This window comes from Nocardioides sp. (genome assembly GCF_035703625.1).
GTDB lineage: Bacteria > Actinomycetota > Actinomycetes > Propionibacteriales > Nocardioidaceae > Nocardioides.
The window spans coordinates 1-24772 of the sequence record NZ_DASSXS010000005.1 but is presented as its reverse complement, the minus strand read 5'-3'; the positions used below and the strand labels follow the sequence as shown (position 1 = coordinate 24772).

Below are 24772 nucleotides of genomic sequence, written 5' to 3'. Positions count from 1 at the left end.
ACCATCGTTGCCCCGGGCGACCGACGAGGTCAATCGCCGCCGGTGCAGAGATTTGCCCCATCAGATGGGGTGCTTCGTTGCCGCGCGGTTCCGCTTCTGACTAGATTGGGCCCTCTTGACCTCCCGCCCTCCGGCCTAAGGAAGCTTCGCTCGTGGCCCTGCCTCCGCTCACTCCCGAACAACGCCAGGCGGCACTGGACAAGGCCGCTGCTTCCCGTCGGGAGCGGGCCGCGGTCAAGAACCGCCTCAAGCACTCCGGCGCCTCCATCAGCGAGGTGCTCCGCGACGGCGAGAGCAACGAGGTGATCGGCAAGATGCGCGTGATCGACCTGCTCCAGTCGATGCCCGGGCTGGGAAAGGTGCGGGCCCGTCAGGTGATGGAGCGGCTGGGCATCGCCGAGAGCCGCCGGGTGCGCGGCCTGGGGAGCAAGCAGGTGGCGGCCCTGGAGCGTGAGTTCGCCTCGCGTGACTCGACCCCCCGTGACTGAGGGAAGGCGCTCACGCCTGGTGGTGCTCGCCGGGCCCACGGCCGTCGGGAAGGGGTCCGTCGCGGCCGCTGTCCGCGAACGTCACCCGGACGTGTGGATCTCGGTCTCGGCGACCACGCGGTCGCCACGGCCCGGGGAGCAGGACGGGGTGCACTACTTCTTCGTCTCCGACGACGAGTTCGACGCCATGGTCGAGCGGGGCGACCTCCTGGAGTGGGCCGTCGTGCACCGGGCCGCGCGCTACGGGACCCCGCGGGGCCCGGTGGAGGAGGCACTGGCCGCGGGACGACCCGCCCTGCTGGAGATCGACCTGCAGGGCGCTCGCCAGGTGCGCTCGACGATGCCGGGGGCGCTGTTCGTGTTCCTCAAGCCCCCGTCCTGGGAGGAGCTGGTCCGCCGGCTGGTCGGCCGCGGCACCGAGTCCGAGTCCGAGCGTCACCGTCGGCTCGAGACCGCGCGCGAGGAGCTGGCCGCCGAACCGGAGTTCGACGTGACCGTCGTCAACCACGAAATTCACGCCGCAGCGGACGAGTTGGTAGCCTTGATGATGCTCGAACAGAGCAGCTGATCATTCTCCCGCGCCAATCAACCACCTGTGAGGCTCACGCGTGTCTGCCCCCAACATCGCCGCCGAGGGCGTGACCAACCCCTCGATCGACGACCTGCTCACCAAGACCGACAGCAAGTACAAGCTGGTTCTCTACAGCGCCAAGCGGGCTCGGCAGATCAACGCCTACTACTCGCAGCTCGGTGAGGGCCTGCTCGAGTACGTCGGCCCGCTCGTCGACACGCACGTGCAGGAGAAGCCGCTCTCCATCGCCCTGCGCGAGATCAACGACGACCTCCTGACCTGCGAGGACGTCGACCCGGCCGAGCTGGCCGCCGAGGAGGAGGCTGCCCGTGCGGCGGCCGCCGAGGCCGCTCTCACCGCCGGCAACGCCAGCGAGTGATCCGGCCGGTCCCGTGACCAGCGACGTGCGGCCCAGTGAAGTCGCCCGCGTCGTCGTCGGGGTGGGTGGCGGGATCGCGGCCTACAAGTCCTGCGAGCTGGTACGCCGGTTCACCGAGTCCGGCCACGACGTCACCGTCGTACCCACCGCTGCGGCGCTCGAGTTCGTGGGCGCTGCGACCTGGGCGGCGCTGTCCGGCAAGCCGGTCGCGGCCGACGTCTGGACCGACGTCCACGAGGTCCCGCACGTGCGGATCGGCCAGGAGGCCGACCTGGTCGTGGTGGCCCCGGCGACCGCCGACCTGATGGCCAGGGCGGCCCACGGGCTCGCCGACGACCTGCTCACCAACACCCTGCTGACGGCCCGCTGCCCGGTGGTCTTCGCGCCCGCGATGCACACCGAGATGTGGGAGCACGCCGCCACCCGGGCCAACGTGGCCACGCTCCGCTCGCGCGGTGCCGTCGTGGTGGAGCCGGCGGAGGGCCGGCTGACGGGCGCCGACTCCGGCAAGGGGCGGCTGCCCGAGCCGGACGAGCTGTTCCAGGTCGCCACCGACCTCCTCGCCCGCGGGGAGCGGGGCCAGGACCTCGCCGGACGGCACGTCGTGGTCTCGGCCGGGGGCACGCGGGAGTACCTCGACCCGGTCCGCTTCCTCGGCAACCGGTCCTCGGGCCGGCAGGGCTATGCCCTCGCCCGGGCGGCCGTGGCCCGAGGTGCCGAGGTCACCCTGGTCAGCGCCAACGTGAGCCTGCCCGACCCGGCCGGGGTCAAGGTCGTCCATGTCGAGACGACCGCCGAGCTGCGCGATGCCGTGGTGCCGGCGGCCGCGTCCGCCGACGCGGTCGTGATGGCCGCCGCGCCGGCCGACTACCGGCCGACCACGACGAGCGAGAGCAAGATCAAGAAGGCCGCGGACGGCTCGGCGCCCGGCCTGGCGCTCACCCAGAATCCCGACATCCTCCACGAGATCGCCAGCCAGCGGGCCCGGCCGGGTTCCGTCGTGGTCGGCTTCGCGGCCGAGACCGGCGACGACAGCGGCACGGTCCTCGACCTGGCCCGCGACAAGCTCGCCCGCAAGGGCTGCGACCTGCTGGTCGTCAACGACGTGAGCGGCGGAGCGGTGTTCGGCAGTGCCGACAACCAGGCCGTGATCCTGGCTGCCGACGGCGCGGCCGTCGACGTACCCCGTGGCTCGAAGGCCGCGCTGGCCCACGTGATCTGGGACCAGGTCGTCCGCCGATTCGACTCCTGAGACCTCGATCCCACATGCTGGGCGCTGGGTATTGTTGCCCCACCATCTCCACAACTCATCGAACGGGAGCGAGTCAGCCGTGGCAGGACGCCTCTTCACGTCGGAATCGGTGACCGAGGGTCACCCCGACAAGATTGCCGACCGGATCAGCGACACCGTGCTCGACTTCCTCATGGAGCACGACGACGACAAGGCCAACCTGCGCACGGCCGTCGAGACGCTGCTGACCACCGGGCTGGTCGTGGTGGCCGGCGAGGTCCGCACCAACGCCTACGCCCCCGTGGCCGAGCTGGTGCGCAAGACGATCCTCGACATCGGCTACGACTCCTCCGACAAGGGCTTCGACGGCAAGAGCTGCGGCGTCCAGGTGGCGATCGGCGGCCAGTCCCTCGACATCGCCGCCGGCGTCGACCAGGGCCACGAGGCGCGGGTCGGCACCTCCGACGACGAGCTCGACCGGCGTGGTGCCGGCGACCAGGGGCTGATGTTCGGGTACGCCTGCGACGACACCCCCGAGCTGATGCCGCTGCCGGTCATGATCGCCCAGCGGCTGGCCCAGCAGCTGACCGAGGTGCGCAAGGACGGCACGCTCGACTACCTGCGCCCCGACGGCAAGACCCAGGTCACCATCGAGTACGACGCCGACGACCGGCCGGTGCGGATCGACACCGTCGTGCTGTCCACCCAGCACGCCGGCGAGATCGACCACCCGACCCTCGAGGCGGACATCAAGAAGCACGTCATCGACGAGGTGCTCCAGACCTTCGACATCCCCTCCGAGGGCTACCGCCTGCTGGTCAACCCGACCGGCACGTTCGTGGTCGGCGGCCCCATGGGTGACGCCGGTCTGACCGGCCGCAAGATCATCGTCGACACCTACGGCGGCATGGCCCGCCACGGCGGCGGCGCCTTCTCCGGCAAGGACCCGTCGAAGGTCGACCGCTCCGCCGCCTACGCCATGCGGTGGGTCGCCAAGAACGTCGTGGCCGCCGGGCTGGCCCGTCGTTGCGAGGCCCAGGTGGCCTACGCGATCGGCAAGGCCGCCCCCGTCGGCGTCTTCATCCAGACCTTCGGCACCGGCGTGGTGTCCGACGAGGAGATCCAGCAGGCGGTGCTCGAGGTCTTCGACCTGCGCCCGGCAGCGATCATCCGCGACCTCGACCTGCTGCGTCCGATCTACGCCACGACCTCTGCCTACGGTCACTTCGGCCGCGAGCTCCCGGAGTTCACCTGGGAGCGCACCGACCGGATCGAGGAGCTCAAGGCGGCCGTCAGCCGCGATGGTTGAGGTGCGAAGGCGCTCTGGCGCCTGAGCCTCGAAACCCGGTGAGCTGGGAGCAAACCTGGCGGTCGGCGCCCGCTGGTAGACACGGGCCATGACCGACCCCGACGCCGGAGAGCAGTCCGAGCTGCTGCCCGGGATGCGCGAGGCGGTCAAGGCTTCGCGGGCGAGGTCGTCCGGCCGCAAGAGCGCCACGGCCCCGACCAGCGAGGTCGACCCGGTGGCGCGTGTCCTGGTCGACCTCCCGCTGGCCCATCTCGACCGTCCCTTCGACTACTCCGTCCCGGCGGCGATGGCGGCGCAGGCGGTCCCCGGCTGTCGCGTGAAGGTCAGGTTCGCCGGGCAGGACGTCGACGGGTTCGTCGTGGCCCGCACGGACGAGACCGACCATGGCGGCAGGTTGCAGCCGCTGCGCCGCGTGGTGAGCGCGGAGCCGGTGCTGAGCCCGGCGATCGCGGAGCTGAGCGCCCGGCTCGCCGAGCGCTACGCCGGCACCCGCTCCGACGTGCTGCGGCTCGCGGTCCCGCCGCGACACGCGACGACCGAGAAGGCGCCGTCGCCTCCCGCGCCGCCGCCCGCCGTCGACCTCGACGCCGGGCGGGAGGCCTGGGCCGGGCACGAGCCCGCAGCCGCGTTCCTCGACCACCTCGTCCGCGGCGGGTCGCCCAGGGCGGTGTGGTCCGCCGCTCCGGGCACGGACTGGCCGCGGCTGCTCGCGCACGCCGTCGCCGCGACGTACTCCTCCGGGCGGGGGGCCCTCGTGTGCGTCCCCGACCGGCGCGACGTCGACCGGGTCGACGCGGCCCTCACCGCCGTGCTGGGGGAGGGCCACCACGTGGTGCTGACCGCCGACAGCGGTCCGGCCGCGCGCTACCGCGACTTCCTCGCCGTGCTCCGCGGCTCCCGCCGGATCGTGGTCGGCACCCGCGCCGCGAGCTTCGCTCCGGTCCGCGACCTCGGACTGGTCGCCATCTGGGACGACGGTGACGACCTGCACGCCGAGCCCCGGGCGCCCTATCCCCACACGCGCGAGACGCTGCTGCTGCGCGCGGAGGCCGAGGGCACGGCGGCCCTGGTCGGCGGAGTGGCGCGCACCGTGGAGGCGGAGTACCTGCTCCGCACCCGCTGGGCCCGCGAGCTCACCCCGCCGCGGGCGCTCGTGCGCGAGCGGGTCCGGGTCAGCGTCGCCGGCGCGAGCGACCACGAGCTGCGCCGCGATCCCCACTCCCGCGCCGCGCGCATCCCCACCACCGTCCACGACGCGATCCGCTCCGGCCTCGCGACCGGTCCGGTCCTCGTGCAGACGCCCCGGTCCGGCTACGCCTCGACCCTGGCCTGCGAGCGGTGCCGTACGCCCGCGCGCTGCGCCCGCTGCTCGGGTCCGCTGCTCATCGAGGCGCCGACCAGCCCGCCTGCCTGCCGCTGGTGCGGCGAGGACGAGCCGGCCTGGTCGTGCCCCTCGTGCGAGCACCGAGGGCTGAGGGCGCCGGTCCTCGGAGACGCACGCACGGCCGAGGAGCTGGGCCGCGCGTTCCCCGGTGCCACCGTGCGGACGTCGAGCGGCGACCGCGTCGTCGCCTCGGTCGACGCCCGTCCTGCGATCGTGGTCGCCACCCCGGGCGCCGAGCCGGTGGCCGAGGGGGGCTACGCCGCGGTGGTGCTGCTCGACACCTGGCTGCCGCTCGCCCGTGCGGACCTCCGGGCGGCCGAGGAAGCCGTACGCCGCTGGGCCAACGCCGGCGCGCTGGCCGCCCCCGGCGGCCGGGTCGTCGCGGTCGGGGACCCCGCTCACCCGGCGCTGCAGGCGCTGGTGCGGTGGGACCTGCCCGGCTTCATCGACCGCGAGATCCGCGAGCGCCAGGACGCCCACCTGCCGCCGGCCTCGCGCCTGGCCACCATCACCGGCGACCACGGACCGGTCGACGATGCCTTGACCCTGCTGTCCCCGCCGCCGTCCGCCGAGGTGCTGGGGCCGGTCGACGTCGTCGACCCCGCCGGCAGCCGGGTGGTGATCCGGGTGCCGCGGGCGGATGGGGCCGCCCTCTCCCGATCCCTCGCCGAGCTCCAGCGACTCCGGTCGGCCCGCAAGCTCGACCCGGTCCGGGTGCAGGTCGACCCGCCCAGCCTGTAGCGCCGGGTCTCTAGACTCGCCGCAGAGCCCCACCCCCGACCTGAGGAGTCACGTGGCCATCCGCCCGATCCGACTGTTCGGCGACCCGATCCTGCGCAAGCCGGCCGTCGAGGTGGTCGACTTCGACGCCGAGCTGCGCCGGCTGGTCGCCGACCTCACCGACACCATGCTCGACGCTCCCGGCGCCGGGCTCGCGGCGCCGCAGCTGGGCGTCGGGCTGCGGGTCTTCACGTGGTCCGTGGAGGGAGAGGTGGGGCACCTCGTCAACCCGGTCCTCGACCTCTCCGAGGAGATCCAGGACGGACCCGAGGGGTGCCTGTCGCTGCCGGACCTGGTCTACGACTGCCGGCGGGCGCTCTCGGTGGTGGCCCGCGGCTTCAACATGCACGGCGACCCGGTGACGGTCGAGGGGAGCGAGCTGCTGGCGCGAGCCATCCAGCACGAGACCGACCACCTCGACGGGGTGCTGTTCATCGACCGGCTGGATGCCGAGTCCCGCAAGGCCGCGATGCGGGAGATCCGTCAGTCGGAGTGGTTCGGCCTCGAGCAGCCGACGGTCAAGGTCTCACCGCACCCCACCCGCGGGATGGCCCTCTGATGCGGGTGGTCTTCGCCGGCACCCCTGAGGTCGCCCTTCCGGCCCTCGACGCGATCGCCTCGTCGAGCCACGAGCTCGTCGGTGTCGTCACCCGCCCGGACGCCCCGGCGGGCCGCGGGCGGAAGCTGACCGCGAGCCCGGTCGCCCAACGGGCCGAGGAGCTCGGCGTGCCGGCCCTCAAGCCCGGCCGTCCCAGCGAGCCTGAGTTCCTCGAGGCGCTGCGGGCACTGGCGCCCGAGTGCTGCCCGGTGGTCGCCTACGGCGCGCTCCTGCCCCAGTCGGCGCTCGACATCCCGCCCCACGGCTGGGTCAACCTGCACTTCTCGGTGCTGCCCGCCTGGCGCGGCGCGGCGCCGGTTCAGCACGCGATCCGGGCCGGCGACGAGGTCTCCGGCGCGACCACGTTCCGGATCGTCAAGGAGCTCGACGCCGGGCCGACGTACGGCGTGATGACCGAGACCATCCGGCCGCACGACACGGCCGGCGACCTGCTCACGCGGCTGGCCGAGGGCGGGGCGGGTCTGCTGGTCGCCACGCTCGACGGCATCGCCGAGGGTGCCCTGGAGGCGCGCGAGCAGCCGGCCGACGGGGTCAGCTTCGCCCCCAAGGTCCAGGTGGAGGACGCGCGGATCGACTGGAGCACCCCCGCGCCCGCGGTCGACCGCCAGGTGCGGGCGTGCACCCCGTTCCCCGGCGCCTGGACGACCTACGACGACGAACGCGTCAAGATCGGGCCGGTCACGCCCGTCGAGGCCGAGCTCGCGCCCGGGGCCCTGGAGGTGACCAAGTCCGCGGTCCTGGTCGGCACCGCCGGCGGCGCGGTCCGGCTCGGTGAGGTCAAGCCCCACGGTCGCCGGCAGATGGCGGCGGCGGACTGGGCGCGCGGGGTTCACTTCCCTCCAGGGGCGACGTTCCGGTGACCTGGGCCCGGAAGGCCGCCGGGCATGGCTGACCGGCGGGGAAAGACGCGTGCCCGGCGGCGCGCCGACCCCGCCCGGCTGGCGGCGTACGACGTCCTGGTGGCGGTCCGCGCCGGCGACGCCTACACCAACCTGCTGCTGCCCACCGTGCTGCGCCGGCACGGGCTGACCGGGCGCGACGCGGCCTTCGCCACGGAGCTGGCGGCCGGCACCCTCCGCCGCCGCGACACCTACGACGCCGTGCTCGCGACCTGCGTCGACCGCTCCCTGGCCAAGGTCGAGCACGACGTCCTCGACGCGCTGCGACTCGGGGCCCACCAGCTGCTGTCGATGAGGGTGCCGCCGCACGCCGCCATCAGCACGACCGTCGACCTGGTGCACGACAGGTCCGGCCGCGGCCCGGCCGGCTTCACCAACGCCGTGCTCCGCAAGGTGGCCCGCCACGACCTCGACGGGTGGGTTCGCCGGGTGGCGCCGGACCCGTCCACCGACCCCGCCGGGTTCGCCGCCGTCGCCCACAGCCACCCCCGCTGGATCGTGGAGCAGCTGACCGCTGCGGTGGGGGAGCAGGAGGTCGAGGAGCTGCTGGCCGCCGACAACGTGCCTGCCCGGGTGGTCCTGGTGGCCCGGCCGGGGCGGGCCGACGTCAGCGAGCTCCCCGGCACCCCCACCCGCTACTCGCCGTACGGCGTCGTGATGGACGGCGGCGACCCGTCCTCGGTCCCGGCCGTCGCCGAGGGCCGGGCGGGTGTCCAGGACGAGGGCTCCCAGCTGGTCGCCCTGGCCCTGGCACGGGCAGGTGTCGAGGGGCGCGACGAGCGCTGGCTCGACCTCTGCGCCGGTCCCGGCGGCAAGGCCGCCCTGCTGGCCGGTCTGGCCGCCGGACAGGGAGCCAGGCTGCTCGCGGCCGAGCTGCGCCCCCACCGGGCGGGACTGGTCGCCCGGGCCCTGGCCGGCGCCGACGGGGTGCTGGGCACGCTCGCGGTCGACGGCACCCGGCCGGCGTGGCTGCCGGGCAGCTTCGACCGCGTCCTGGTCGACGCGCCCTGCTCGGGCCTCGGCGCCCTCCGGCGTCGGCCGGAGGCCCGGTGGCGGCGCACCGCCGCCGACCTCGACGACCTCGTACCGCTCCAGGAGCGGCTCCTCGACCGCGCGCTCGACAGCGTCCGGCCGGGAGGGGTGGTGGTCTACGCCACCTGCTCGCCGGTCCTGGCCGAGACCGCCGGGGTGGTCCGGACCATCCTCGACCGCCGCGACGACGTCGAGCTGCGCGACGCCGCCCCGCTGATTCCCGAGGTGTCGCAGGCGGCCGGGCCCCTCCCGGGCACCCTCCAGCTGTGGCCGCACCGCCACCAGACGGACGCCATGTTCATGGCCCTGCTGGGCCGATCCGGGCAAAAATCCTCCTGAGTTGTCGATCCGTTCACACCACGGGTGTTGGATGGATGCGTTGGCTCAGGGAACCGGTCCGGGCCATGAGGAGGGCAGATGCGACGCGCCGCCGTGCTGCTGACAGCGATCAGCGCCGTGCTGGGTGCGTTCATGTCCCCGGCGGCTGCCGACGACACCGTCGTGGTGCGTGGTCTCGGGTTCCCGACCTCGGACACCCGGATCACCTACTTCGGCTGCGCCGACCTGTTCCACCGCGCCAGCGCGCCCCCGCAGGTGCGCATCGACCAGATGGACGCGCCCCCGAGCGGGCTGCGCAGCTTCGGGGTGCAGGTCCCCGGTGGCGGTGCCGCCAGCGGTCCGGTGACGCGGGTCGACTCCGTGGCTGCCACCACCGTGGCCGGGTTCTCCGCGCGCGCCGACCTGGGCAGCACCGGCGTCGCCTACGTCTGGTACGTCACGCCCGGCATGGAGCCCGGTCGCGTCTGGGCCGGCCGCGCCGACCTGGCCGTGGGACCAGCCTGGCAGTTCGTCGACGCGGCCGCCGCGACCTACACGTGGACGCTGTACGACGCGGCGAGCGGGGCGCGGGTCACGCCTGGCGGCAGCGCCACCATCGCCGCCTTCACCGCCCAGAACGGCGACGGGCCCGGCTACCTGCTCGCCGGGCTGGGCTGTGACGGCAACGAGTTCATGATGGACGCCATCTCGTTCGGCAGCCCCGGCTCGGTCACGACCTACGACCTCGAGGGCATCACCGTCACCACCTCGATGGCAGCGTCCACGTCGGCCGTGGCCCCCGGCAGGAGGGCGACCCTCACCGGCGCCTCCGTCGACGTCGCGGGCATCCCCGTCGGCGCGCCCCTGGTCCTCCAGGAACGCCCCGCGGGCACCAGCGTGTTCCGCACGGTCGGCGCACCGTTCACCGCATCCCCGAGTGGTGCCGTGGTGGTGCGGGTGGCCCCGAGCAGGACGACGACGTACCGCTGGTTCATGCCCGCCACCGGCTACGCCGACGGCGGGTACTCCGGGTCGGTCACGGTCACGGTCCGCTAGTCCGGGGCGGCTCCGTCCCGAGCCGCTAGTTTTGGCCGCATGGCCTCCACGTCGCCCGCCACCGAGATCGAGGTCGACAACCGGGTGGTCCGGGTGACCAACCCGGACCGGGTCTACTTCCCCGAGAGCGGGGCGACCAAGCTCGACCTGGTCGAGTACTACCTCGCGGTCGGCGACGGCATCGTCAACGCGCTCTTCGAGCGGCCGTGCATGCTGCACCGGTTCCCCAAGGGGCTGGCCGGAGACAAGGTCCACCAGAAGCGGCTCCCCGCCGGGGCGCCACCCTGGGTCGAGACCGTGCGGCTCCACTTCCCCCGCTGGAACCGCACGGCCGACGAGCTCTGCGTCACCGAGCTCGGCGCGGTGATCTGGGCGGTGCAGATGTCGACCGTGGAGTTCCATCCCTGGAACAGCCGGCGCGAGGACACCGAGAAGCCCGACGAGTGGCGGATCGACCTCGACCCGGGCCCGCTGTGCGACTTCGCCACGGTCCAGCGGGTGGCCCACGTCGCCCACGAGGTGCTCGACGAGCTCGGGGCCGTCGGCTTCCCGAAGACCAGCGGGGGATCCGGCCTGCACATCTACGTCCGGATCCCGCCCGACCACGGCTTCGCCGACGTACGACGTGCCGCGCTCGCCTTCGCCCGGGAGGTCGAGCGGCGCGCCCCGGACGACGTCACCACGGCGTGGTGGCGCAAGGACCGGGACCCGCACCACCTGTTCGTCGACTACAACCAGAACGCGCGCGACCACACCATCGCGGCGGCGTACTCCGTGCGCGGCTTCCCGGACGCACGGGTCTCGACCCCCGTCCGGTGGGACGAGGTCGACGACGTCGACCCGCACGACTGCACGATCTTCACCGTCCCGGCCCGGTACGCCGACCTCGGCGACCTGCACGCCGACATCGACGGGCATCCGTTCGACCTCGCCCCGCTGCTCGAGTGGGCCGACCGGGACGAGGCGTCCGGCAAGGAGCCGCCCGCGGAGCCCGACCCCTAGACTCCATGCCCGTGGGCATCCAGATCACGCCGAGCATCCTCAACGCGGACTTCGCCGCCCTCGGCGCCGAGGTGGCCCGGATCCCGGGCGCCGACTGGGTGCACGTGGACGTGATGGACAACCACTTCGTCCCCAACCTGACCTTCGGCCCCACCATGGTCGAGGCGCTGAGCAAGACCACCGACGTCCCGCTGGACGCCCACCTGATGATCGAGGACGCCGACGACAACGCGCTGGCGTACGTCGAGGCCGGCTGTGGGTCGGTGACGTTCCACGTCGAGGCCACGAAGGCGCCGGTCCGGCTGGCCCGGGAGATCCGCAGCCATGGTGCCCGAGCGGCCATGGCGCTCAAGCCGGCCACGCCGATCGAGCCCTACGAGGACCTCCTGGCCGAGCTCGACATGGTGCTGGTGATGACCGTCGAGCCCGGATTCGGCGGCCAGAATTTCCTCGACCTCTGCCTGCCCAAGATCCGTCGAGCGCGGGCGATGCTCGACCAGCAGGGCATCGAGACCTGGCTCCAGGTCGACGGGGGAGTCTCGCTCGAGACGATCGGGCGGTGCGCCGAGGCGGGCGCCGACGTGTTCGTCGCAGGCTCGGCGGTCTACTCCGCCGACGACCCCGACCTGATGATCTCCCGGCTCCGGGCGACCGCGGAGACGGCGGCCCCTCACCTCTAGGCGGACTGTGCCAGACCTCACCCCGCACGGAGGGGCGTGGTGTGGCAGGCTTGTCCCAGCAAGAGCCACAGTGCCGACATCGACTGGGCTCGCGTGCTCTGGGGTCGGTGAAATTCCGAGCCGGCGGTGACTGGTCGAGGCAATCGCTTCGTTCAGAAGTCCGCGACCCGGTCGCAGCCAGCGGCCGGTTGACCAGGTGAAGATCCTGGACCGACGGTCAAAGTCCGGATGGGAAGCGCACGCAGGCGAAGGGTGTTCGTCCGACGACGACCACCCCGCCGCGCCCCCTGAGTCCGCGGACCGGACCGGAGAGGGCGATGACCTTCACGCAAGCAGAGCACCAGGCGATGCGTCGCGCCCTGACGCTCGCCGCCAGCCCGGGGCTCCCGCTCGGTCCCAACCCGCGGGTCGGCTGCGTCATCATCGACGACAGCGGCACCGAGGTCGCCGAGAGCCACCACCGCGGCGCCGGCACCGTCCACGCCGAGGTCGCGGCTCTCCGGGAAGCCGGCGAAGCAGCCCGCGGGGCGACCGCCGTGGTGACCCTCGAGCCCTGCAACCACACCGGGCGCACCGGGCCGTGCGCGGCCGCGCTGGTCGACGCCGGGGTACGCCGCGTGGTCTACGCCCAGCCCGATGCCAACCCGGTCGCGGCCGGGGGAGCCGATGCCCTCCGCGCCGCCGGGATCGACGTGGAGGGTGGCCTCCTCCTCGACGAGGCCCGCCACCTCAACCGGGCCTGGACCTTCGCGGTCGAGCACGGCCGCCCGTTCGTCACCTGGAAGTTCGCGACCACCCTCGAAGGGCGCAGCGCCGCCACCGACGGCACCAGCCGCTGGGTCTCCAGCCGCGCCGCCCGGCTGGACACCCACCGGCTCCGCGCCCGGTGCGACACGATCCTGGTGGGCACCGGCACCGTCGAGGTGGACGACCCCGAGCTCACGGTGCGCGACGAGGTGGACGAGCCGCTGCCGCGCCAGCCGCTGCGGGCCGTGATGGGGCTCCGGGACCTCGACCCCGGCCGCCGGGTGCTCAACGACCGCGCCGAGACGGTCCACCTCCAGACCCGCGACCCCCGGGCTGCCCTTCAGACGCTCTTCGCGCGCGACTGCCAGCACGTGTTCCTCGAGGGCGGTCCGACCCTGGCCGCGGCCTTCCTCGAGGCGGGACTCGTCGACGAGGTGGTGGCCTACGTCGCCCCGATGCTGCTCGGATCCGGCTCCTCGGCGGTCGGTGACCTGGGCATCGGCACGATCAGCGACGCCCGCCACCTCGACGTCACCGACGTGACCGTGCTCGGCACCGGCCACGACACCAACGTGCGGCTGACCATGGCGCCGCGGAAGGAGACCTGAGATGTTCACCGGGATCGTCGAGGAGCTCGGCACGGTCGAGCACGTCGAGGACCAGGGCGACGCCGTCCGGCTCACGATCCGGGCGGAGACCGTCCTGGACGACGTACGACACGGCGACTCGATCGCAGTCAACGGTTGTTGCCTGACCGTGGCGGACACGGCCGACGACACCTGGACCGCCGACGTCATGCAGGAGACCCTCGACCAGACGTCGCTCCGCGGCGCCCAGCCCGGTGACCGGGTCAACCTCGAGCGTGCGGTCACACCGACGACCCGTCTCGGGGGCCACATCGTCCAGGGCCACGTCGACGGCGTGGGGGAGATCGTCAGCAGGACCCCCAGCGAGCACTGGGAGGTCGTGGAGATCGCGATGCCGGCCCCGCTGGCGAGGTACGTCGTCGGGAAGGGGTCGATCACCGTCGACGGAGTCTCCCTGACCGTGGTCGCCACCGGCACCAGCGAGGGACGCGAGACGTTCACGGTCAGCCTCATCCCGGAGACCCTCGCCCGCACCACCCTCGGTCACCGCCGTCCCGGCGACCGGGTCAACCTCGAGACCGATGTGATCGCCCGCCATGTCGAAAAGCTGGTCGGTGTCCACGCGACAGGAGCACGACCATGACCGACCGGTTCCGTCTCGACCCCGTCGAGCGCGCCATCGACGACATCGCCCGGGGCCGGGCGGTCGTGGTGGTGGACGACGAGGATCGCGAGAACGAGGGCGACATCATCTTCGCCGCGGCGAAGGCGACCCCGGAGCTGATGGCGTTCACCATCCGCTACTCCAGCGGCGTGGTGTGCGTGCCGATGCCGGCCGACATGCTGGACCGGCTGGAGATCCCGCTGATGACGCCCCACAACAGGGACAAGCTGCGCACGGCCTACACCATCTCCGTCGACGCCCGCGACGGCGTCACGACCGGCATCTCGGCCCACGACCGCGCCCACACGGTGCGGGTCCTGGCCGACTCGGCCACCGAGCCGTGGGAGATCACCCGGCCCGGGCACGTGTTCCCGCTGCGGTACCGCGAGGGCGGCGTGCTCGTGCGGCGTGGTCACACGGAGGCGGCGGTCGACCTGGCCACGCTGGCGGGGCTCACGCCCGCGGGGGTCCTGGTCGAGATCGTCAACGACGACGGCACCATGAAGCGCGGCCAGGAGCTGCGCGACTTCGCCGACGAGCACGGCCTGGCGATGATCTCGATCGAGGACCTCGTCCGCTACCGGCGCCGCCACGAGGTGCTGGTCGAACGCGTCGCAGAGACTCACCTGCCCACCCGGCACGGCGACTTCACCGCCTACGGCTACCGGATCACCGTCGACGGCGGCGAGCACATCGCCCTCGTGCACGGCGACCTGTCGGGCGACGAGCCCGTGCTGACGCGGGTGCACAGCGAGTGCCTCACCGGCGACGTCTTCGGCAGCCACCGCTGCGACTGCGGGCCCCAGCTGGACGAGGCGCTCAGCCGCGTCGTCGCCGAGGGTCGCGGCGTGGTGATCTACCTGCGCGGGCACGAGGGGCGGGGGATCGGCCTGGTGGCCAAGCTGCAGGCCTACCAGCTGCAGGAGGGTGGTCGCGACACCGTGGACGCCAACCTGGATCTGGGTCTGCCCGCCGACGCCCGGCACTACGGCACGGCCACCCAGATCCTGCGTGACCTCGGCGTCGGCAGCGTCCGGCTCCTGACCAACAACCCCGCCAAGACCAGCAGCCTCGAGGAGTTCGGGATCCCCGTCGCCGAGCGGGTGCCGCTCACCCCGCACCCCAACGACCACAACCTGGCCTACCTGATGACCAAGCGGGACCGGATGGGCCACCACCTGCCAGATCTGACCCAGGAAGGCGGAGCGCGATGAGCGGGCCCGGAGCCCCCGACCAGCAGCCGGTCGACTGCAGCGACCTGCGGGTCGCGATCGTCGCCGCGAGCTGGCACCAGACGGTGATGGACGGTCTGGTCGCGGGAGCGCTGCGCGCCTGTGCGGACTACCGGGTCGCCGAGCCGACCCTGGTCCGCGTCCCTGGGACCTTCGAGCTCCCGGTCGTCGCGGCCGCGCTCGCCCGGCAGGGCTTCGACGCGGTGGTCGCCCTCGGGGTCGTGATCCGCGGGGGCACACCCCATTTCGAGTACGTCTGCAACGCGGCCACCGACGGGCTGTCCCGGGTCGCCCTCGACCACACGGTGCCCGTCGGCTTCGGCGTGCTGACCTGCGACACCGAGGACCAGGCCGTCGACCGGGCGGGTCTCGACGGGTCGCGGGAGGACAAGGGCCACGAGGCGACCGCCGCCGCGCTGGTCACCGCCCGGACCCTGGCCTCGATCACGCAGGCCACGCCGTAGGCTTTGCGACCGTGAAGACGTTCGAGGGGCTCTGGGCCGAGCTGAGCGAGAAGGCGCAGTCCCGGCCCGAGGGGTCCGGCACCGTGCGGCAGCTCGACGGCGGCATCCCGGCCTCCGGGAAGAAGCTGGTGGAGGAGGCGGCCGAGTCCTGGATGGCTGCCCAGCACGAGGGCAAGGACCGGGCGGCCGAGGAGATCAGCCAGCTGATCTACCACGCGCAGGTGCTGATGCTGGCCACCGGACTCACCCTCGACGACGTCTACGCCCACCTCTGAGAGCCGAACCATGTCCTTGCTCAAGATCGCGGTCCCCAACAAGGGTTCGCTCGCCTCGGCCGCAGCCGACATCCTTCGCGAGTCGGGCTACCGCCAGCGCCACGACACCAAGGAGCTGCGGCTCGTCGACGCGGAGAACGGCGTGGAGTTCTTCTACCTCCGCCCCCGCGACATCGCCCTCTACGTCGGCGAGGGCACCCTCGATGTCGGCATCACCGGCCGTGACCTGCTGCTCGACTCCGGGGCCAAGGCCGAGGAGGTGCTCGGGCTCGGGTTCGGCCGCAGCAACTTCCACTTCGCCGGCCCCCTGGGCCGGTTCTCCGAGCTGGCCGACCTGGCCGGACAACGGATCGCGACGTCGTACGTCGGCGTGGTGCGCACCTTCCTCGAGGATCGTGGCATCGACGCGACGGTGACGCGGCTCGACGGGGCGGTGGAGACCAGCATCCAGCTCGGCGTCGCCGACGTGATCGCCGACGTCGTCGAGACCGGCAGCACGCTCGCGGCCGCCGGACTGGAGACCTTCGGCGAGGTGATCCTGAGGTCCGAGGCGGTGCTGATCACCCGCGGCGGCGAGGCGCCCGCCGGGTTCGAGGTGTTCAAGCGCCGGGTCGACGGAGTGCTGGTCGCCCGCAGCTACGTGATGATGGACTACGACATCGAGAGCGAGCGGGTGGCCGAGGCCGTGGCCCTGACGCCGGGCATCGAGAGCCCCACCATCTCCCCGTTGCATCGCGAGGGCTGGGTCGCGGTGCGGGCGATGGTTCCCCGCGCGGGCGTCCAGCGCCTGATGGACGACCTGTGGGACCTCGGGGCGCGGGGCATCCTGCTCACGGACATCCATGCCTGCCGACTCTGAGGTCGAGCTGCCGCACACCTGGAGACCACTCGGCGTCCGCCTCGCCGGTGCCTTCTTCGGCGGCCTCCTGCTGGCGGTCTGCGTCGTCGCCTGGCTGACCTTCGATCCCGAGACGCGTGCGAAGTTCACCGTCATCCAGCGGGGCACGCTGGTCCTGCTCGGCATGATCGCCTTCTCGGCCGGCTTCGCACTGGTGCGCTCCCGGGTGGTGGCCGAGGCCGACCGGCTGGTGGTCGTCAACGGCTACCGCAAGCGCACCTTCGAGTGGGCCGAGGTGGTGGCCGTCCACCTGCCCCCGGGTGCGCCCTGGGCGGTCCTGGACCTCGCCGACGGCACCAGTGCGCCCGCCATGGGGATCCAGGGATCCGACGGCGGGCGCGCCCGGCTCGCGGTGCGGCAGCTGCGCTCGTTGTTGCGCTGAGCCTCTCGGGGCTAGGGGGTCCTGTCCTTGACCACCACGTTGCCCCGCGTGACGACGTTCTCGACGCCGGCGAGGAAGGTCGTGCAGTCGATGGGGCCCGTGGAGAATGCCCAGCCGATGGTGTCCGCCGTGTCCCTGGGCCGCCCGTTGTCCGCCACGTGGAGGACCACGTCGGTCGAGCCGGACTCAGTCGGCTCGGTCAGCGTTCCCGAGATGGCGGCGCGGTTCCCGTCCACCGCGACGCAGGAGACCCTGGCCCGCACGCGCTCGTCGGTGCCCGGGACCCTGAGGCGGATGACGCCGTTGGCGTCCGTCGCGCTGCCGTGCCCGGTGAAGTTCGCCTGCCCCACCCCGAGCTCGGAGTCGAACTTCCCGGAGCCGCTGACGAAGTCACGCGGCGCGGCGCTGGCCGGTGTACCCGTGGCGGCGACGATGGGCAGTGCGGTGATCAGACCGATGACCAGCTTGTTCATGTGTTCCCCTGAGCGTGTGGGTGCGAAAGGTGGTGAGTCCTTCGTCGGGCACCCGAACCGTCACGAGTCGTGAACAGCGCAGTGGCATTGGTCTGAGCTCCCGAGAAGGCGTTCGCGTCGAAAGTAAAAGGTCCAGACCGTAGCAGCCATAGTCAATTGGGGTGGTTTCACCGACGCTCGGACACGTCCTCACCGGCAGCCGTCGACCACGAGGTCTGCGCGCTCGCGGGTGCGGTGACGGGTGAAGTGCACCTCTTCTGCCGCCGCCCACGCCTCCCAGTGCGGGGCGAATGCCTCGCCGTCGCGCTCGATCCCGCGCCGCATCCGGAGGTCGTACGGCGCCTCCACCCACACCAGGACACCGATCAGGTCGTCGTGGCGCCGGCAACCCGAGCCCACCCCCTCCAGCACCAGGAGCTCTGCCGGCTCCACCGTCACGGTCTCGGCGAAGGACCCGGCGTCCCAGTCGTAGCGTCGGTAGCTTCCGGGGAGCCGGTCGGACAACGGACGCAGCAGACCCGTGAGCTGTCGATCCACGTCCGGCAGCCCGTCCCAGCCCTCGTAGAGGTCGTCCATGTGGACGACGACGGCGCCGGGGGCGAGGGCGGCCACCTCGCCGGCCAGCGTGGTCTTTCCGGCCCCGGCCGGCCCGTCGATCGACACCAGCCGCCCGCGCCCGAGGGTGGCGGGCCGGGCGCGGACGAGATCGAGGACCAGGGCCGCGTCCTCCGTCAGGTCTCGCGCCATCAGAAGGCCAGCCCCAGGCCCCGGTAGGTGGGCACCTCGTCGACGAACCGGTCGCCCCGAAGCAGGTAGACGGTGTTCGTGTGCTCGAACAGCTCGCCCGACTTGGCATGCCGGAACCACACCAGGTCGCCGATCGAGAGTCTCGCGGCGGCGGGGCCGGCGAGGGGGGTCTGCACCTCCCCGGCGCCCTCCAGACGCGTCAGGTGGAGGCCCGAGGGCGCCCACGGGAGCGGCAGCCGGTCGCGACCGGCCGGCCCGGAGGCGACGAGCCCGCCGCCGTGGACGGTCGCGATTCCGGCCGTGGGTCGCCGGACCACGGGCACGCCGAAGAACGCGGCGGGCCGAGGGGTGAACGACCGGTAGTGGTCGAAGAGCGCCGGGACCAGCAGCCCCGACCCCGCGGCCACCTCGGTCACCACCGGGTCGCGGGTCGTGTCGTCGACGGACCCCGACCCGCCGGCGTTCCAGAGCTCGAGCTCGGTGAGCCCGGAGATCGCACGGGCGATCTCTCGACGGCGCGTCTCCAGCTGGGTCAGGGAGGCCGCCTTGATCCGTCGGACGACCAGCGACCGCGCGCGCTGGCCGGGGGCGGCGTCGGGGACGCCGGCGACCTGGCCCTCGTAGGTCATCACCCCCACGAGGTCGAAGCCGGGACGCCCCAGGATGTGGCGCGCGAGCGCGACCACCGAGTGCGGGTCGTGCACGGGGGACCGCTTGGGGCCCACGTGCCGGCCGCCGATGAGCAGCCCGGCGTCGACGTCGATCGCGACCCGGACGGGGTGGTCGGTGCTGCGCACCTCGTCGACGACATCGAGGTGTGCCGGGTCGTCGACCATCAACGTGATCGCCCGCGACGCGGCCGGGGAGGCGGTGAGGGCGGCCAGGGCGGGCCGGTCGACGGTCGGGTAGGCCATCAGGATGTCGCTCGCGACCCGCTCGCCCTGCAGCCACAGGGCCTCCGCCAGCGTGTAGGCCAGGACACCGTGGAATCCGTCGATCGCCAGGGCCCTCCGGAGCAGTGCCGGTACCCGCACCGACTTGGAGGCCACCCGGACCGGCTTGCCCGCCGCGCGTCGTACGAGGTCGACGGCATTGGCGTCGAACGCGTCGAGGTCCACCACGGCGACGGGGGTTCCCGGCGCCGGGGACGCCGCAGCCACGGCGCGCTCCAGCCGCGACGCCAGGCCGTCGCGTTCGGTGTCGCTGGTCATCTCAGGCAGCTTCACCCGGGCGGGACATCAGGTGATCCCGCGCTTGCGCAGGAGCGCCTCGATCTCCGCCATGTCGTCGTCGATCGCCGGCTCACCCTTGCCGCCGGACTTCGCTCCCAGCTCGCCCCGGGGGGCAGAGCCCGACGGGCCGGCACCGAGGTCTCGCCCCGGCTCGGCGGCGGCCTGCCTGGCCCGGAGCGCTCCGGACACCACGAACAGCACGCCGGAGACGCCCGCGAGGACGATGCCGAGCCACACGACCGGACTGAGCACCAGATGGGTCGCCCAGTCGGCCACCGAGCCGCCGATCTCCGAGAACATCTCCAGCGTCCCGGTGAGGAACGCCGCGGGCGGCAGCAGCGTGAACGCCGCCCCGCGCAGGCCGGATGCCACGCCCCGGCGGCGGAAGGCGAACCAGGTCCACACCGCACCCACCGCGGTGAGCGTCAGGGTCAGAGCTGCCCAGGTGACCTCGTCCACACCCCCAGCGTGGCACATGCGACCACATCGCACCGCGCCCGGACGAGGCCGACCTGGGCAGGTCTCAGGCCAGGGCGGCGACCGGCTCCCGCTGCGCGGGCGCACCGAGCAGTCCGCGCCGGCGCAGCACCGGCATCACGCCCTCGCCGAACCAGTAGGCCTCCTCCACGTGGGGGTAGCCGGACAGGATGAACTCGTCGATGCCGAGCTCGTGGTACTCCGCGATCCGGTCCGCCACCTCCTCGTGGCTGCCGACGAGCGCCGTGCCGGCACCCCCGCGCACCAGGCCGACACCCGACCAGAGGTTCGGCGACACCTCGAGCTCGCGTGCGGAGTCGTACGACGTCCGGTCGCCGTGGAGGGAGGTCATGCGCCGCTGGCCGGTCGACTCGCTGGCGGCGAGTGCGGCCTGGGCCCGCTCGACCGTGGTCGGGTCGAGGCCCTCGAGCAGCCACTGCGCGTGCTGCCACGCCTCCTCCGAGGTGTCGCGCGACAGGGTGTGGATCCGCAGGCCGAACCGCAGGGTGCGGCCCTCGGCCCGAGCCAGCTCGCGCATCCACTCGACCTTCTCCCGCACCAGCGCGGGCGGCTCGCCCCAGGTGAGGTAGACGTCGACGTGCCGGGCGGCCACCGGACCGGCCGGCCCCGACGACCCGCCGAAGTAGATGTCCGGTGCGGGATCGATCCCGCCGCTGACCATCGCTCCGGTCGCGGTGTAGTGCTCGCCGGCGAAGTCGTACGGCGCGTCGTACCAGGCGCCACGCAGCACCGAGAGGAACTCGTCGGTCCGGGCGTACCTGTCCTCCTTGGACGCGGTGTCCCCGAACCTGGCCTGCTCGACCGGCTCGCCGCCGGTGACGATGTTGAGCATCAGACGGCCACCGGAGATCCGCTGGTAGGCGGCAGCCATCTGGGCGGCCAGCACCGGGTTGATGACGCCGGGACGGAAGGCGACCAGGAACTTGAGCCGGGAGGTCTCCCGGAGCAGGGCCGCGGTCGTCAGCCACGCGTCCTCGCAGAACGTCCCGGTGGGGGTGAGCACCCCCTCGAAGCCGAGCTGCTCGGCGGTGCGGGCGACCTCGGCGAGGTAGTCGATCGAGGGCGCGCGGAACCCGGTGGTGATCGTCTCGCCGAGCCCGGACCGCACCTCGTGGGGGACGCCCTGGCCGGCGCCGACGAGCGAACGGCTGTCGCCGGCGGTCGGCAGGAACCAGTGCAGCGTGAGACTCATGTCGTCACCGCCCGGTGGTGTGGGAGTTGAAGTCGTCGATGAAGTACGGCTCGACGTCGAACTCCCCGGGGACCAGGCCGTTGGCGGCGAAGGCATCGGCCATCTCCTGCTCGGAGGTGATGACCTCCTGGGTGATCGGGACCAGCTCGATCTCGCGCTTGCGGGTGGCCGCGAGGGTGATCTCCTCGTCCAGGCCCGTCTCCTCGGCCCACGCCTTCGCCCACTCCTCCTTGTGGGTCTGCGACCAGGTCTGTGCCTCGGCGATCCGGCCGACGTAGTCCTCGAGCGCCGCCTTCGTCGCCTTGTCCTCCAGCGCCTGGTCCGAGGCGACCTGGAAGACGAAGCCGTTGACGACACCCTTGCCGGTCGTCAGGACCCGGGCGTCGGCGTCGTGCTCGGCCTGCGAGGTGTAGGGCTCCCAGATGGCCCAGGCGTCGACGTGTCCGGCGTCGAACGCCGCCAGCGCGTCGCTCGGCTGCAGGTTCTGGGTCTCGACGTCCTCGTAGGCGACGCCGGCCTTGTCCAGCTGGGCCAGCAGGTTGTAGTTGGCCGAACTGCCCTCGGCGACGGCGATCTTCTTTCCCTCGAGATCGGAGACCGACTTGATGTCGGAGTCCTGCGGGACCACGATCGCGTCGCCGGTGCCGCCGTACGTCGCGGCCTGTACGGCGCGCAGCTTGCTGTCTCCGGCGGCGGCGAACAGCGGAGGAGTGTTGCCGACGCCTCCGACGTGGATGGCGCCGGCGTCGAGCGCCTCGAGCAGCGGCGGACCCGACGTGAACTCCTTCCACTGGATCTCGTAGGGGACGTCGTCGAGCTGGCCGGCCGCCTCGAGCAGCGCCTTGGACCCGCCCTTCTGGTCCCCGACGATCAGGGTGACCTCGTCGAGGTTCACGGACCCGTCGTCGTTGACGGCGCCCTCGTTGCCGGTCGCGGCGCCGCCGCAGCCGCCGAGCATCAGGGTGGCGGCGAGGACGCCGGCCAGGACGCCGGCGAGGCGACGGGAACGGATGGGGGTGCGGTGGATGTTCATGCTGCTCCTTGCTTTCCGAGCGGGTTGCGGTTCGGGTTGCGGGGAAGGGGCTGGACGCCGAGGGCCTGGAGGATCTCGGCGCGGGCGCCGGCCACCTCGGGCCGCGACGGCGCCCGGTCGGTGCGGGGCAGGTCGATGGGCCAGGTGTGCATGATCCGGCCCTGGTCCATCAGGACCACCCGGTCGGCGAGGGCGAGTGCCTCGTCGACGTCGTGGGTGACGAGCAGGACCGCCATGGAGTGGTGCCGCCACAGCTGGATCACGAGCTGGTGCATGTCGATGCGGGTCAGTGCGTCGAGGGCGCTGAACGGCTCGTCGAGCAGGAGGAGCGACGGGTTGCTCACCAGTGCGCGGGCCAGCGACACGCGCTGGGCCTGACCGCCCGAGAGCTGCCGGGGCCAGCTGTCGACCTTGTCGGTCAGCCCGACCTCGGCCAGCGTCTGCTCGGCGAGCTCGCGCCGCGAGCCGCGCTGCGAGGTGTTGAGCAGCGCCAGCTCGACGTTCTCGCGGACCCGGCGCCAGGGCAGGAGCCGCGGCTCCTGGAACGCGACGGACGCGCGGCCGCTGGTCTGGATCTCCCCTGCGGGGGAGGGGTCGAGCCGGGCCAGGCTGCGCAGGAGCGTCGACTTGCCGCACCCACTGCGACCGAGCATGACGACGAACTCGCCGGGTGAGATCTCGAGGTCGATCGACTTCAGGACGTGGGTCTCACCGAAGGACCGGCTGTGGCCGGTCACGCGGGCGGCGTACTGCTCGCTGGTCTCCGAGGGGGCGTGGTCGGCCGTTCCGGCCTGGGTCTTCAGGCGCGCCATGTCAGGGCCTTTCTCTCAACGAAGCGGACGAGGGAGTCGGTGGCCAGGCCGAGGAGGCTGTAGACGGCCAGCCCGACGACGATCACGTCGGTCTGCTGGAACTCCTTGGCGAGGTTGATCATGTAGCCGAGGCCGGAGTCGGCACTGATGGTCTCGGCGACGATCAGCGAGAGCCAGGCGATGCCGAGGCTCTGGCGCAGCCCGATCAGGGTCTGGGGCAGGGCGCCGGGGATCACGACGTGCCGGATGCGCTGGGACCAGGTCAGGCCCATCGCGGTGGCGGCCTCGGTGGTCTTCTGGTCGATGTTGCGGATGCCGCCGAACGTGTTCAGGTAGAGCGGGAACGCCACGCCCATCGCGATCAGCGCCAGCTTGGGGGACTCGCCGATGCCGAACCAGGTGATGAACAGCGGGATCAGGCCGAAGTGCGGCAGCGTCCGCAGCATCTGCATCGGCGGGTCCAGAGCGTCCTCACCGAGGCGGGTCAGGCCGGCGGCGACGGCGACCACCAGCCCGATCGAGGCGCCGATCAGGAAGCCGATGCCGACGCGCTGCAGGGAGGCGAGGATCGCGGACTGCAACGTGCCCTCGGCGATGAGGTCGGCCGCAGCCGTGGCGATCTGGGCCGGAGACGCGATCGTGTCCTCGGTGAGCAGGCCGGTGCTGCTGAGCACCTGCCAGACCGCGACGATGACGATGGGCGAGACCCAGCGACGAAGGAAGGACAGCCGCGGCGGCGAGGTCCTTCTCCGCCGCGCTTGCGTGGGGGGAGGGGCGGCCGGCGCCGCCAGTGAGGTCGTGGACATGAGCGCCATGTCTACGGACTTAATAGACTTAAATCAACTCGAACACTCGACTTTCCGGAGTTTGGATGGGTGAGGGTGATCACGTCACGCCCGATGAGCGAGAATCGGGCCCGTGATCACGCCTCCCGCCCCCGGCGAGCCCCGTCGGTTGATCCCCGACTCCGGGTTCGGCGGGGACGACGGCTCGGTCGCTCCCGGGGTGGCTGCCGCGCTCGCGGCGTTCGACCACGGTGAAGCGACCTACGCCGAGACCCTGGCCGTCCTCCAGGGGGCGCGGCTGCTCGTGCCCGTCGTGGCGGTGGCCGGCGACGTCGAGCTCGACGAGCAGGGCCTGGCGCACGACAAGTCGAGCGACATGGCCACGGTCCTGCTGACCGGCCGGGACGGGCGCACCGCGTTGCTCGCGTTCACCGGGATCGAGTCGCTGCGGGCTTGGGACCCGCAGGCCCGGCCGGTGCCGGTCGGCACCGCCCTCGCGGCCCGGTCGGCGACCCAGGACGGAGCCGAGGCCCTGGTGATCGACGTCGCCGGACCCACCCGGTTCGTGGTCGAGGGCGACGACCTGGCCGCGGTGGCCGCCGGGTGGAGCCTGGTCAGGGTGGGGGAGCGCACCGCCTGGATTCGGCCGGCAACGGAATGATCGGCTAGCATTCGTCGTTGACCGATCAGTCCGGCCCCGGCCGGACCGATCCACAAGCGGAGACCAGCAGCTGCACGTCTCCCACCCGCACCGACCGCCGTTGGAAGCTCAGCACAGGTCGTCGGGTCCGGTCCGAGGATGCGAATCCCCATGGGGAGACGTGTCGCGACTGGCTTCCGCTTGGAGTACGAGCGGAAGCCATCTTCGATTTTCGCCACCTTCGAGAGTCGAACGGTGTCTTCCGGCCACTTGACCACCATGGAGGACACATCAGCACCGAGCTGCGAATCAACGATCGGATCCGGGTACCCGAGGTCCGACTCGTGGGACCCAACGGGGAGA

The 24772-nt window shown here is 72.5% G+C and carries 28 protein-coding genes, 1 pseudogene and 1 riboswitch; of the genes and pseudogenes, 21 read left to right on the top strand and 8 right to left on the bottom strand.

Translation table 11 applies throughout. The features are described 5' to 3' along the window. Window positions 1-152 precede the first annotated feature (152 nt). The 19 genes from mihF to VFN12_RS00220 all read left to right on the top strand — a co-directional run bounded on the left by mihF (window position 153) and on the right by VFN12_RS00220 (window position 16997). A complete protein-coding gene (gene mihF, locus VFN12_RS00310; RefSeq protein WP_325116535.1) occupies window positions 153-488 on the top strand; it encodes an integration host factor, actinobacterial type in 336 nt (111 codons plus the stop codon). Further along, on the top strand, window positions 481-1056 hold the full coding sequence (gene gmk, locus VFN12_RS00305; protein ID WP_325116534.1) for a guanylate kinase: 576 nt from the start codon (window positions 481-483) through the stop codon (window positions 1054-1056). The genes mihF and gmk overlap by 8 nt, the downstream gene beginning before the upstream one ends. A 40-nt stretch (window positions 1057-1096) precedes the next feature. Continuing rightward, window positions 1097-1438, top strand: coding sequence for a DNA-directed RNA polymerase subunit omega (gene rpoZ / locus VFN12_RS00300; protein ID WP_325116533.1), 342 nt, complete (start codon window positions 1097-1099; stop codon window positions 1436-1438). A gap of 13 nt (window positions 1439-1451) precedes the next feature. Then, window positions 1452-2690 carry a bifunctional phosphopantothenoylcysteine decarboxylase/phosphopantothenate--cysteine ligase CoaBC gene (gene coaBC / locus VFN12_RS00295; RefSeq protein ID WP_325116532.1) on the top strand — a complete coding sequence of 413 codons (1239 nt, stop codon included), beginning with the start codon at window positions 1452-1454 and terminating at the stop codon, window positions 2688-2690. A 79-nt stretch (window positions 2691-2769) separates the two neighbouring features. After that, window positions 2770-3978 carry a methionine adenosyltransferase gene (gene metK, locus VFN12_RS00290; protein WP_325116531.1) on the top strand — a complete coding sequence of 403 codons (1209 nt, stop codon included), beginning with the start codon at window positions 2770-2772 and terminating at the stop codon, window positions 3976-3978. 88 nt (window positions 3979-4066) lie between these two features. Then, a complete protein-coding gene (locus tag VFN12_RS00285; RefSeq protein WP_325116530.1) occupies window positions 4067-6103 on the top strand; it encodes a primosomal protein N' in 2037 nt (678 codons plus the stop codon). 52 nt (window positions 6104-6155) lie between these two features. Further along, window positions 6156-6701, top strand: coding sequence for a peptide deformylase (gene def, locus VFN12_RS00280; RefSeq protein WP_325116529.1), 546 nt, complete (start codon window positions 6156-6158; stop codon window positions 6699-6701). Next, window positions 6701-7621 (top strand): methionyl-tRNA formyltransferase, encoded by a 921-nt coding sequence (fmt, locus tag VFN12_RS00275; RefSeq protein WP_325116528.1) that lies wholly within the window; start codon window positions 6701-6703, stop codon window positions 7619-7621. Before def ends, fmt begins: the two co-directional genes overlap by 1 nt. Before the next feature lie 24 nt (window positions 7622-7645). Beyond that, a complete protein-coding gene (locus tag VFN12_RS00270) occupies window positions 7646-9031 on the top strand; it encodes an RsmB/NOP family class I SAM-dependent RNA methyltransferase (RefSeq protein ID WP_325116527.1) in 1386 nt (461 codons plus the stop codon). Between the two features lie 78 nt (window positions 9032-9109). Further along, entirely contained in the window at window positions 9110-10066 is a 957-nt protein-coding gene (locus VFN12_RS00265) for a hypothetical protein (protein ID WP_325116525.1), read from the top strand. 39 nt (window positions 10067-10105) lie between these two features. Continuing rightward, the gene (gene ligD, locus VFN12_RS00260; RefSeq protein WP_325116524.1) at window positions 10106-11068 is read left to right on the top strand and encodes a non-homologous end-joining DNA ligase; all 963 of its coding nucleotides are present in this window, start codon (window positions 10106-10108) and stop codon (window positions 11066-11068) included. A gap of 11 nt (window positions 11069-11079) precedes the next feature. Beyond that, complete coding sequence (gene rpe, locus VFN12_RS00255; RefSeq protein ID WP_325116523.1) at window positions 11080-11748, top strand: ribulose-phosphate 3-epimerase; 669 nt, start codon at window positions 11080-11082, stop codon at window positions 11746-11748. Window positions 11749-11837: 89 nt separating this feature from the next. Beyond that, window positions 11838-11993, top strand: a riboswitch (FMN riboswitch). Between the two features lie 72 nt (window positions 11994-12065). Further along, on the top strand, window positions 12066-13103 hold the full coding sequence (ribD, locus tag VFN12_RS00250; RefSeq protein WP_325116522.1) for a bifunctional diaminohydroxyphosphoribosylaminopyrimidine deaminase/5-amino-6-(5-phosphoribosylamino)uracil reductase RibD: 1038 nt from the start codon (window positions 12066-12068) through the stop codon (window positions 13101-13103). Between the two features lies 1 nt (window position 13104). Further along, window positions 13105-13725 (top strand): riboflavin synthase, encoded by a 621-nt coding sequence (locus VFN12_RS00245; protein WP_325116521.1) that lies wholly within the window; start codon window positions 13105-13107, stop codon window positions 13723-13725. Further along, window positions 13722-14960: a bifunctional 3,4-dihydroxy-2-butanone-4-phosphate synthase/GTP cyclohydrolase II gene (locus VFN12_RS00240; RefSeq protein WP_325116520.1), complete on the top strand. Its 1239-nt coding sequence runs from the start codon at window positions 13722-13724 to the stop codon at window positions 14958-14960. The genes VFN12_RS00245 and VFN12_RS00240 overlap by 4 nt, the downstream gene beginning before the upstream one ends. Beyond that, window positions 14957-15442 (top strand): 6,7-dimethyl-8-ribityllumazine synthase, encoded by a 486-nt coding sequence (gene ribH / locus VFN12_RS00235; RefSeq protein ID WP_325116519.1) that lies wholly within the window; start codon window positions 14957-14959, stop codon window positions 15440-15442. Before VFN12_RS00240 ends, ribH begins: the two co-directional genes overlap by 4 nt. An 11-nt stretch (window positions 15443-15453) precedes the next feature. Further along, window positions 15454-15717 (top strand): phosphoribosyl-ATP diphosphatase, encoded by a 264-nt coding sequence (locus VFN12_RS00230; protein ID WP_325116518.1) that lies wholly within the window; start codon window positions 15454-15456, stop codon window positions 15715-15717. Between the two features lie 10 nt (window positions 15718-15727). Beyond that, window positions 15728-16576 (top strand): ATP phosphoribosyltransferase, encoded by an 849-nt coding sequence (hisG, locus tag VFN12_RS00225; protein WP_325116517.1) that lies wholly within the window; start codon window positions 15728-15730, stop codon window positions 16574-16576. Next, on the top strand, window positions 16560-16997 hold the full coding sequence (locus VFN12_RS00220; RefSeq protein ID WP_325116516.1) for a PH domain-containing protein: 438 nt from the start codon (window positions 16560-16562) through the stop codon (window positions 16995-16997). The genes hisG and VFN12_RS00220 overlap by 17 nt, the downstream gene beginning before the upstream one ends. Window positions 16998-17008: 11 nt before the next feature. On the opposite strand, the gene VFN12_RS00215 is transcribed toward VFN12_RS00220, so the two are convergent. From VFN12_RS00215 to VFN12_RS00180, 8 genes are all read right to left on the bottom strand, one after another. Next, window positions 17009-17470: a hypothetical protein gene (locus VFN12_RS00215; protein WP_325116515.1), complete on the bottom strand. Its 462-nt coding sequence runs from the start codon at window positions 17468-17470 to the stop codon at window positions 17009-17011. Window positions 17471-17659: 189 nt separating this feature from the next. Continuing rightward, the gene (locus VFN12_RS00210; RefSeq protein WP_325116514.1) at window positions 17660-18217 is read right to left on the bottom strand and encodes an AAA family ATPase; all 558 of its coding nucleotides are present in this window, start codon (window positions 18215-18217) and stop codon (window positions 17660-17662) included. Further along, window positions 18217-19428: an amino acid deaminase/aldolase gene (locus VFN12_RS00205; protein ID WP_325116513.1), complete on the bottom strand. Its 1212-nt coding sequence runs from the start codon at window positions 19426-19428 to the stop codon at window positions 18217-18219. Before VFN12_RS00205 ends, VFN12_RS00210 begins: the two co-directional genes overlap by 1 nt. A gap of 27 nt (window positions 19429-19455) precedes the next feature. Then, window positions 19456-19908 carry a hypothetical protein gene (locus VFN12_RS00200; protein ID WP_325116512.1) on the bottom strand — a complete coding sequence of 151 codons (453 nt, stop codon included), beginning with the start codon at window positions 19906-19908 and terminating at the stop codon, window positions 19456-19458. A 64-nt stretch (window positions 19909-19972) separates the two neighbouring features. Then, a complete protein-coding gene (locus tag VFN12_RS00195; protein WP_325116511.1) occupies window positions 19973-21139 on the bottom strand; it encodes an LLM class flavin-dependent oxidoreductase in 1167 nt (388 codons plus the stop codon). A 4-nt stretch (window positions 21140-21143) separates the two neighbouring features. Continuing rightward, the gene (locus VFN12_RS00190) at window positions 21144-22172 is read right to left on the bottom strand and encodes an ABC transporter substrate-binding protein (RefSeq protein ID WP_325116510.1); all 1029 of its coding nucleotides are present in this window, start codon (window positions 22170-22172) and stop codon (window positions 21144-21146) included. Next, on the bottom strand, window positions 22169-22984 hold the full coding sequence (locus VFN12_RS00185) for an ABC transporter ATP-binding protein (protein WP_325116509.1): 816 nt from the start codon (window positions 22982-22984) through the stop codon (window positions 22169-22171). The genes VFN12_RS00190 and VFN12_RS00185 overlap by 4 nt, the downstream gene beginning before the upstream one ends. After that, window positions 22972-23790, bottom strand: a complete 819-nt coding sequence (locus VFN12_RS00180; protein WP_325116508.1) for an ABC transporter permease — start codon at window positions 23788-23790, stop codon at window positions 22972-22974. The genes VFN12_RS00185 and VFN12_RS00180 overlap by 13 nt, the downstream gene beginning before the upstream one ends. Window positions 23791-23902: 112 nt before the next feature. Between VFN12_RS00180 and VFN12_RS00175 the strand changes: the two genes are divergently transcribed. Both VFN12_RS00175 and VFN12_RS00170 read left to right on the top strand, forming a co-directional pair. Further along, a complete protein-coding gene (locus tag VFN12_RS00175) occupies window positions 23903-24430 on the top strand; it encodes an SseB family protein (RefSeq protein WP_325116507.1) in 528 nt (175 codons plus the stop codon). A gap of 269 nt (window positions 24431-24699) precedes the next feature. Further along, window positions 24700-24772 (top strand): annotated as a pseudogene (locus tag VFN12_RS00170) (translation initiation factor IF-3); the annotation flags it as partial.

Coding starts and splice junctions, on each gene's coding strand:
- VFN12_RS00285 (WP_325116530.1), top strand. CDS start 4,067: ATGACCGACCCCGACGCCGGAGAGCAGTCCGAGCTGCTGCCCGGGATG.
- fmt (WP_325116528.1), top strand. CDS start 6,701: ATGCGGGTGGTCTTCGCCGGCACCCCTGAGGTCGCCCTTCCGGCCCTC.
- VFN12_RS00270 (WP_325116527.1), top strand. CDS start 7,646: ATGGCTGACCGGCGGGGAAAGACGCGTGCCCGGCGGCGCGCCGACCCC.
- VFN12_RS00265 (WP_325116525.1), top strand. CDS start 9,110: ATGCGACGCGCCGCCGTGCTGCTGACAGCGATCAGCGCCGTGCTGGGT.
- ligD (WP_325116524.1), top strand. CDS start 10,106: ATGGCCTCCACGTCGCCCGCCACCGAGATCGAGGTCGACAACCGGGTG.
- ribD (WP_325116522.1), top strand. CDS start 12,066: ATGACCTTCACGCAAGCAGAGCACCAGGCGATGCGTCGCGCCCTGACG.
- VFN12_RS00245 (WP_325116521.1), top strand. CDS start 13,105: ATGTTCACCGGGATCGTCGAGGAGCTCGGCACGGTCGAGCACGTCGAG.
- VFN12_RS00240 (WP_325116520.1), top strand. CDS start 13,722: ATGACCGACCGGTTCCGTCTCGACCCCGTCGAGCGCGCCATCGACGAC.
- ribH (WP_325116519.1), top strand. CDS start 14,957: ATGAGCGGGCCCGGAGCCCCCGACCAGCAGCCGGTCGACTGCAGCGAC.
- hisG (WP_325116517.1), top strand. CDS start 15,728: ATGTCCTTGCTCAAGATCGCGGTCCCCAACAAGGGTTCGCTCGCCTCG.
- VFN12_RS00220 (WP_325116516.1), top strand. CDS start 16,560: ATGCCTGCCGACTCTGAGGTCGAGCTGCCGCACACCTGGAGACCACTC.
- VFN12_RS00215 (WP_325116515.1), bottom strand. CDS start 17,470: ATGAACAAGCTGGTCATCGGTCTGATCACCGCACTGCCCATCGTCGCC.
- VFN12_RS00210 (WP_325116514.1), bottom strand. CDS start 18,217: ATGGCGCGAGACCTGACGGAGGACGCGGCCCTGGTCCTCGATCTCGTC.
- VFN12_RS00205 (WP_325116513.1), bottom strand. CDS start 19,428: ATGACCAGCGACACCGAACGCGACGGCCTGGCGTCGCGGCTGGAGCGC.
- VFN12_RS00195 (WP_325116511.1), bottom strand. CDS start 21,139: ATGAGTCTCACGCTGCACTGGTTCCTGCCGACCGCCGGCGACAGCCGT.
- VFN12_RS00190 (WP_325116510.1), bottom strand. CDS start 22,172: ATGAACATCCACCGCACCCCCATCCGTTCCCGTCGCCTCGCCGGCGTC.
- VFN12_RS00185 (WP_325116509.1), bottom strand. CDS start 22,984: ATGGCGCGCCTGAAGACCCAGGCCGGAACGGCCGACCACGCCCCCTCG.
- VFN12_RS00180 (WP_325116508.1), bottom strand. CDS start 23,790: ATGTCCACGACCTCACTGGCGGCGCCGGCCGCCCCTCCCCCCACGCAA.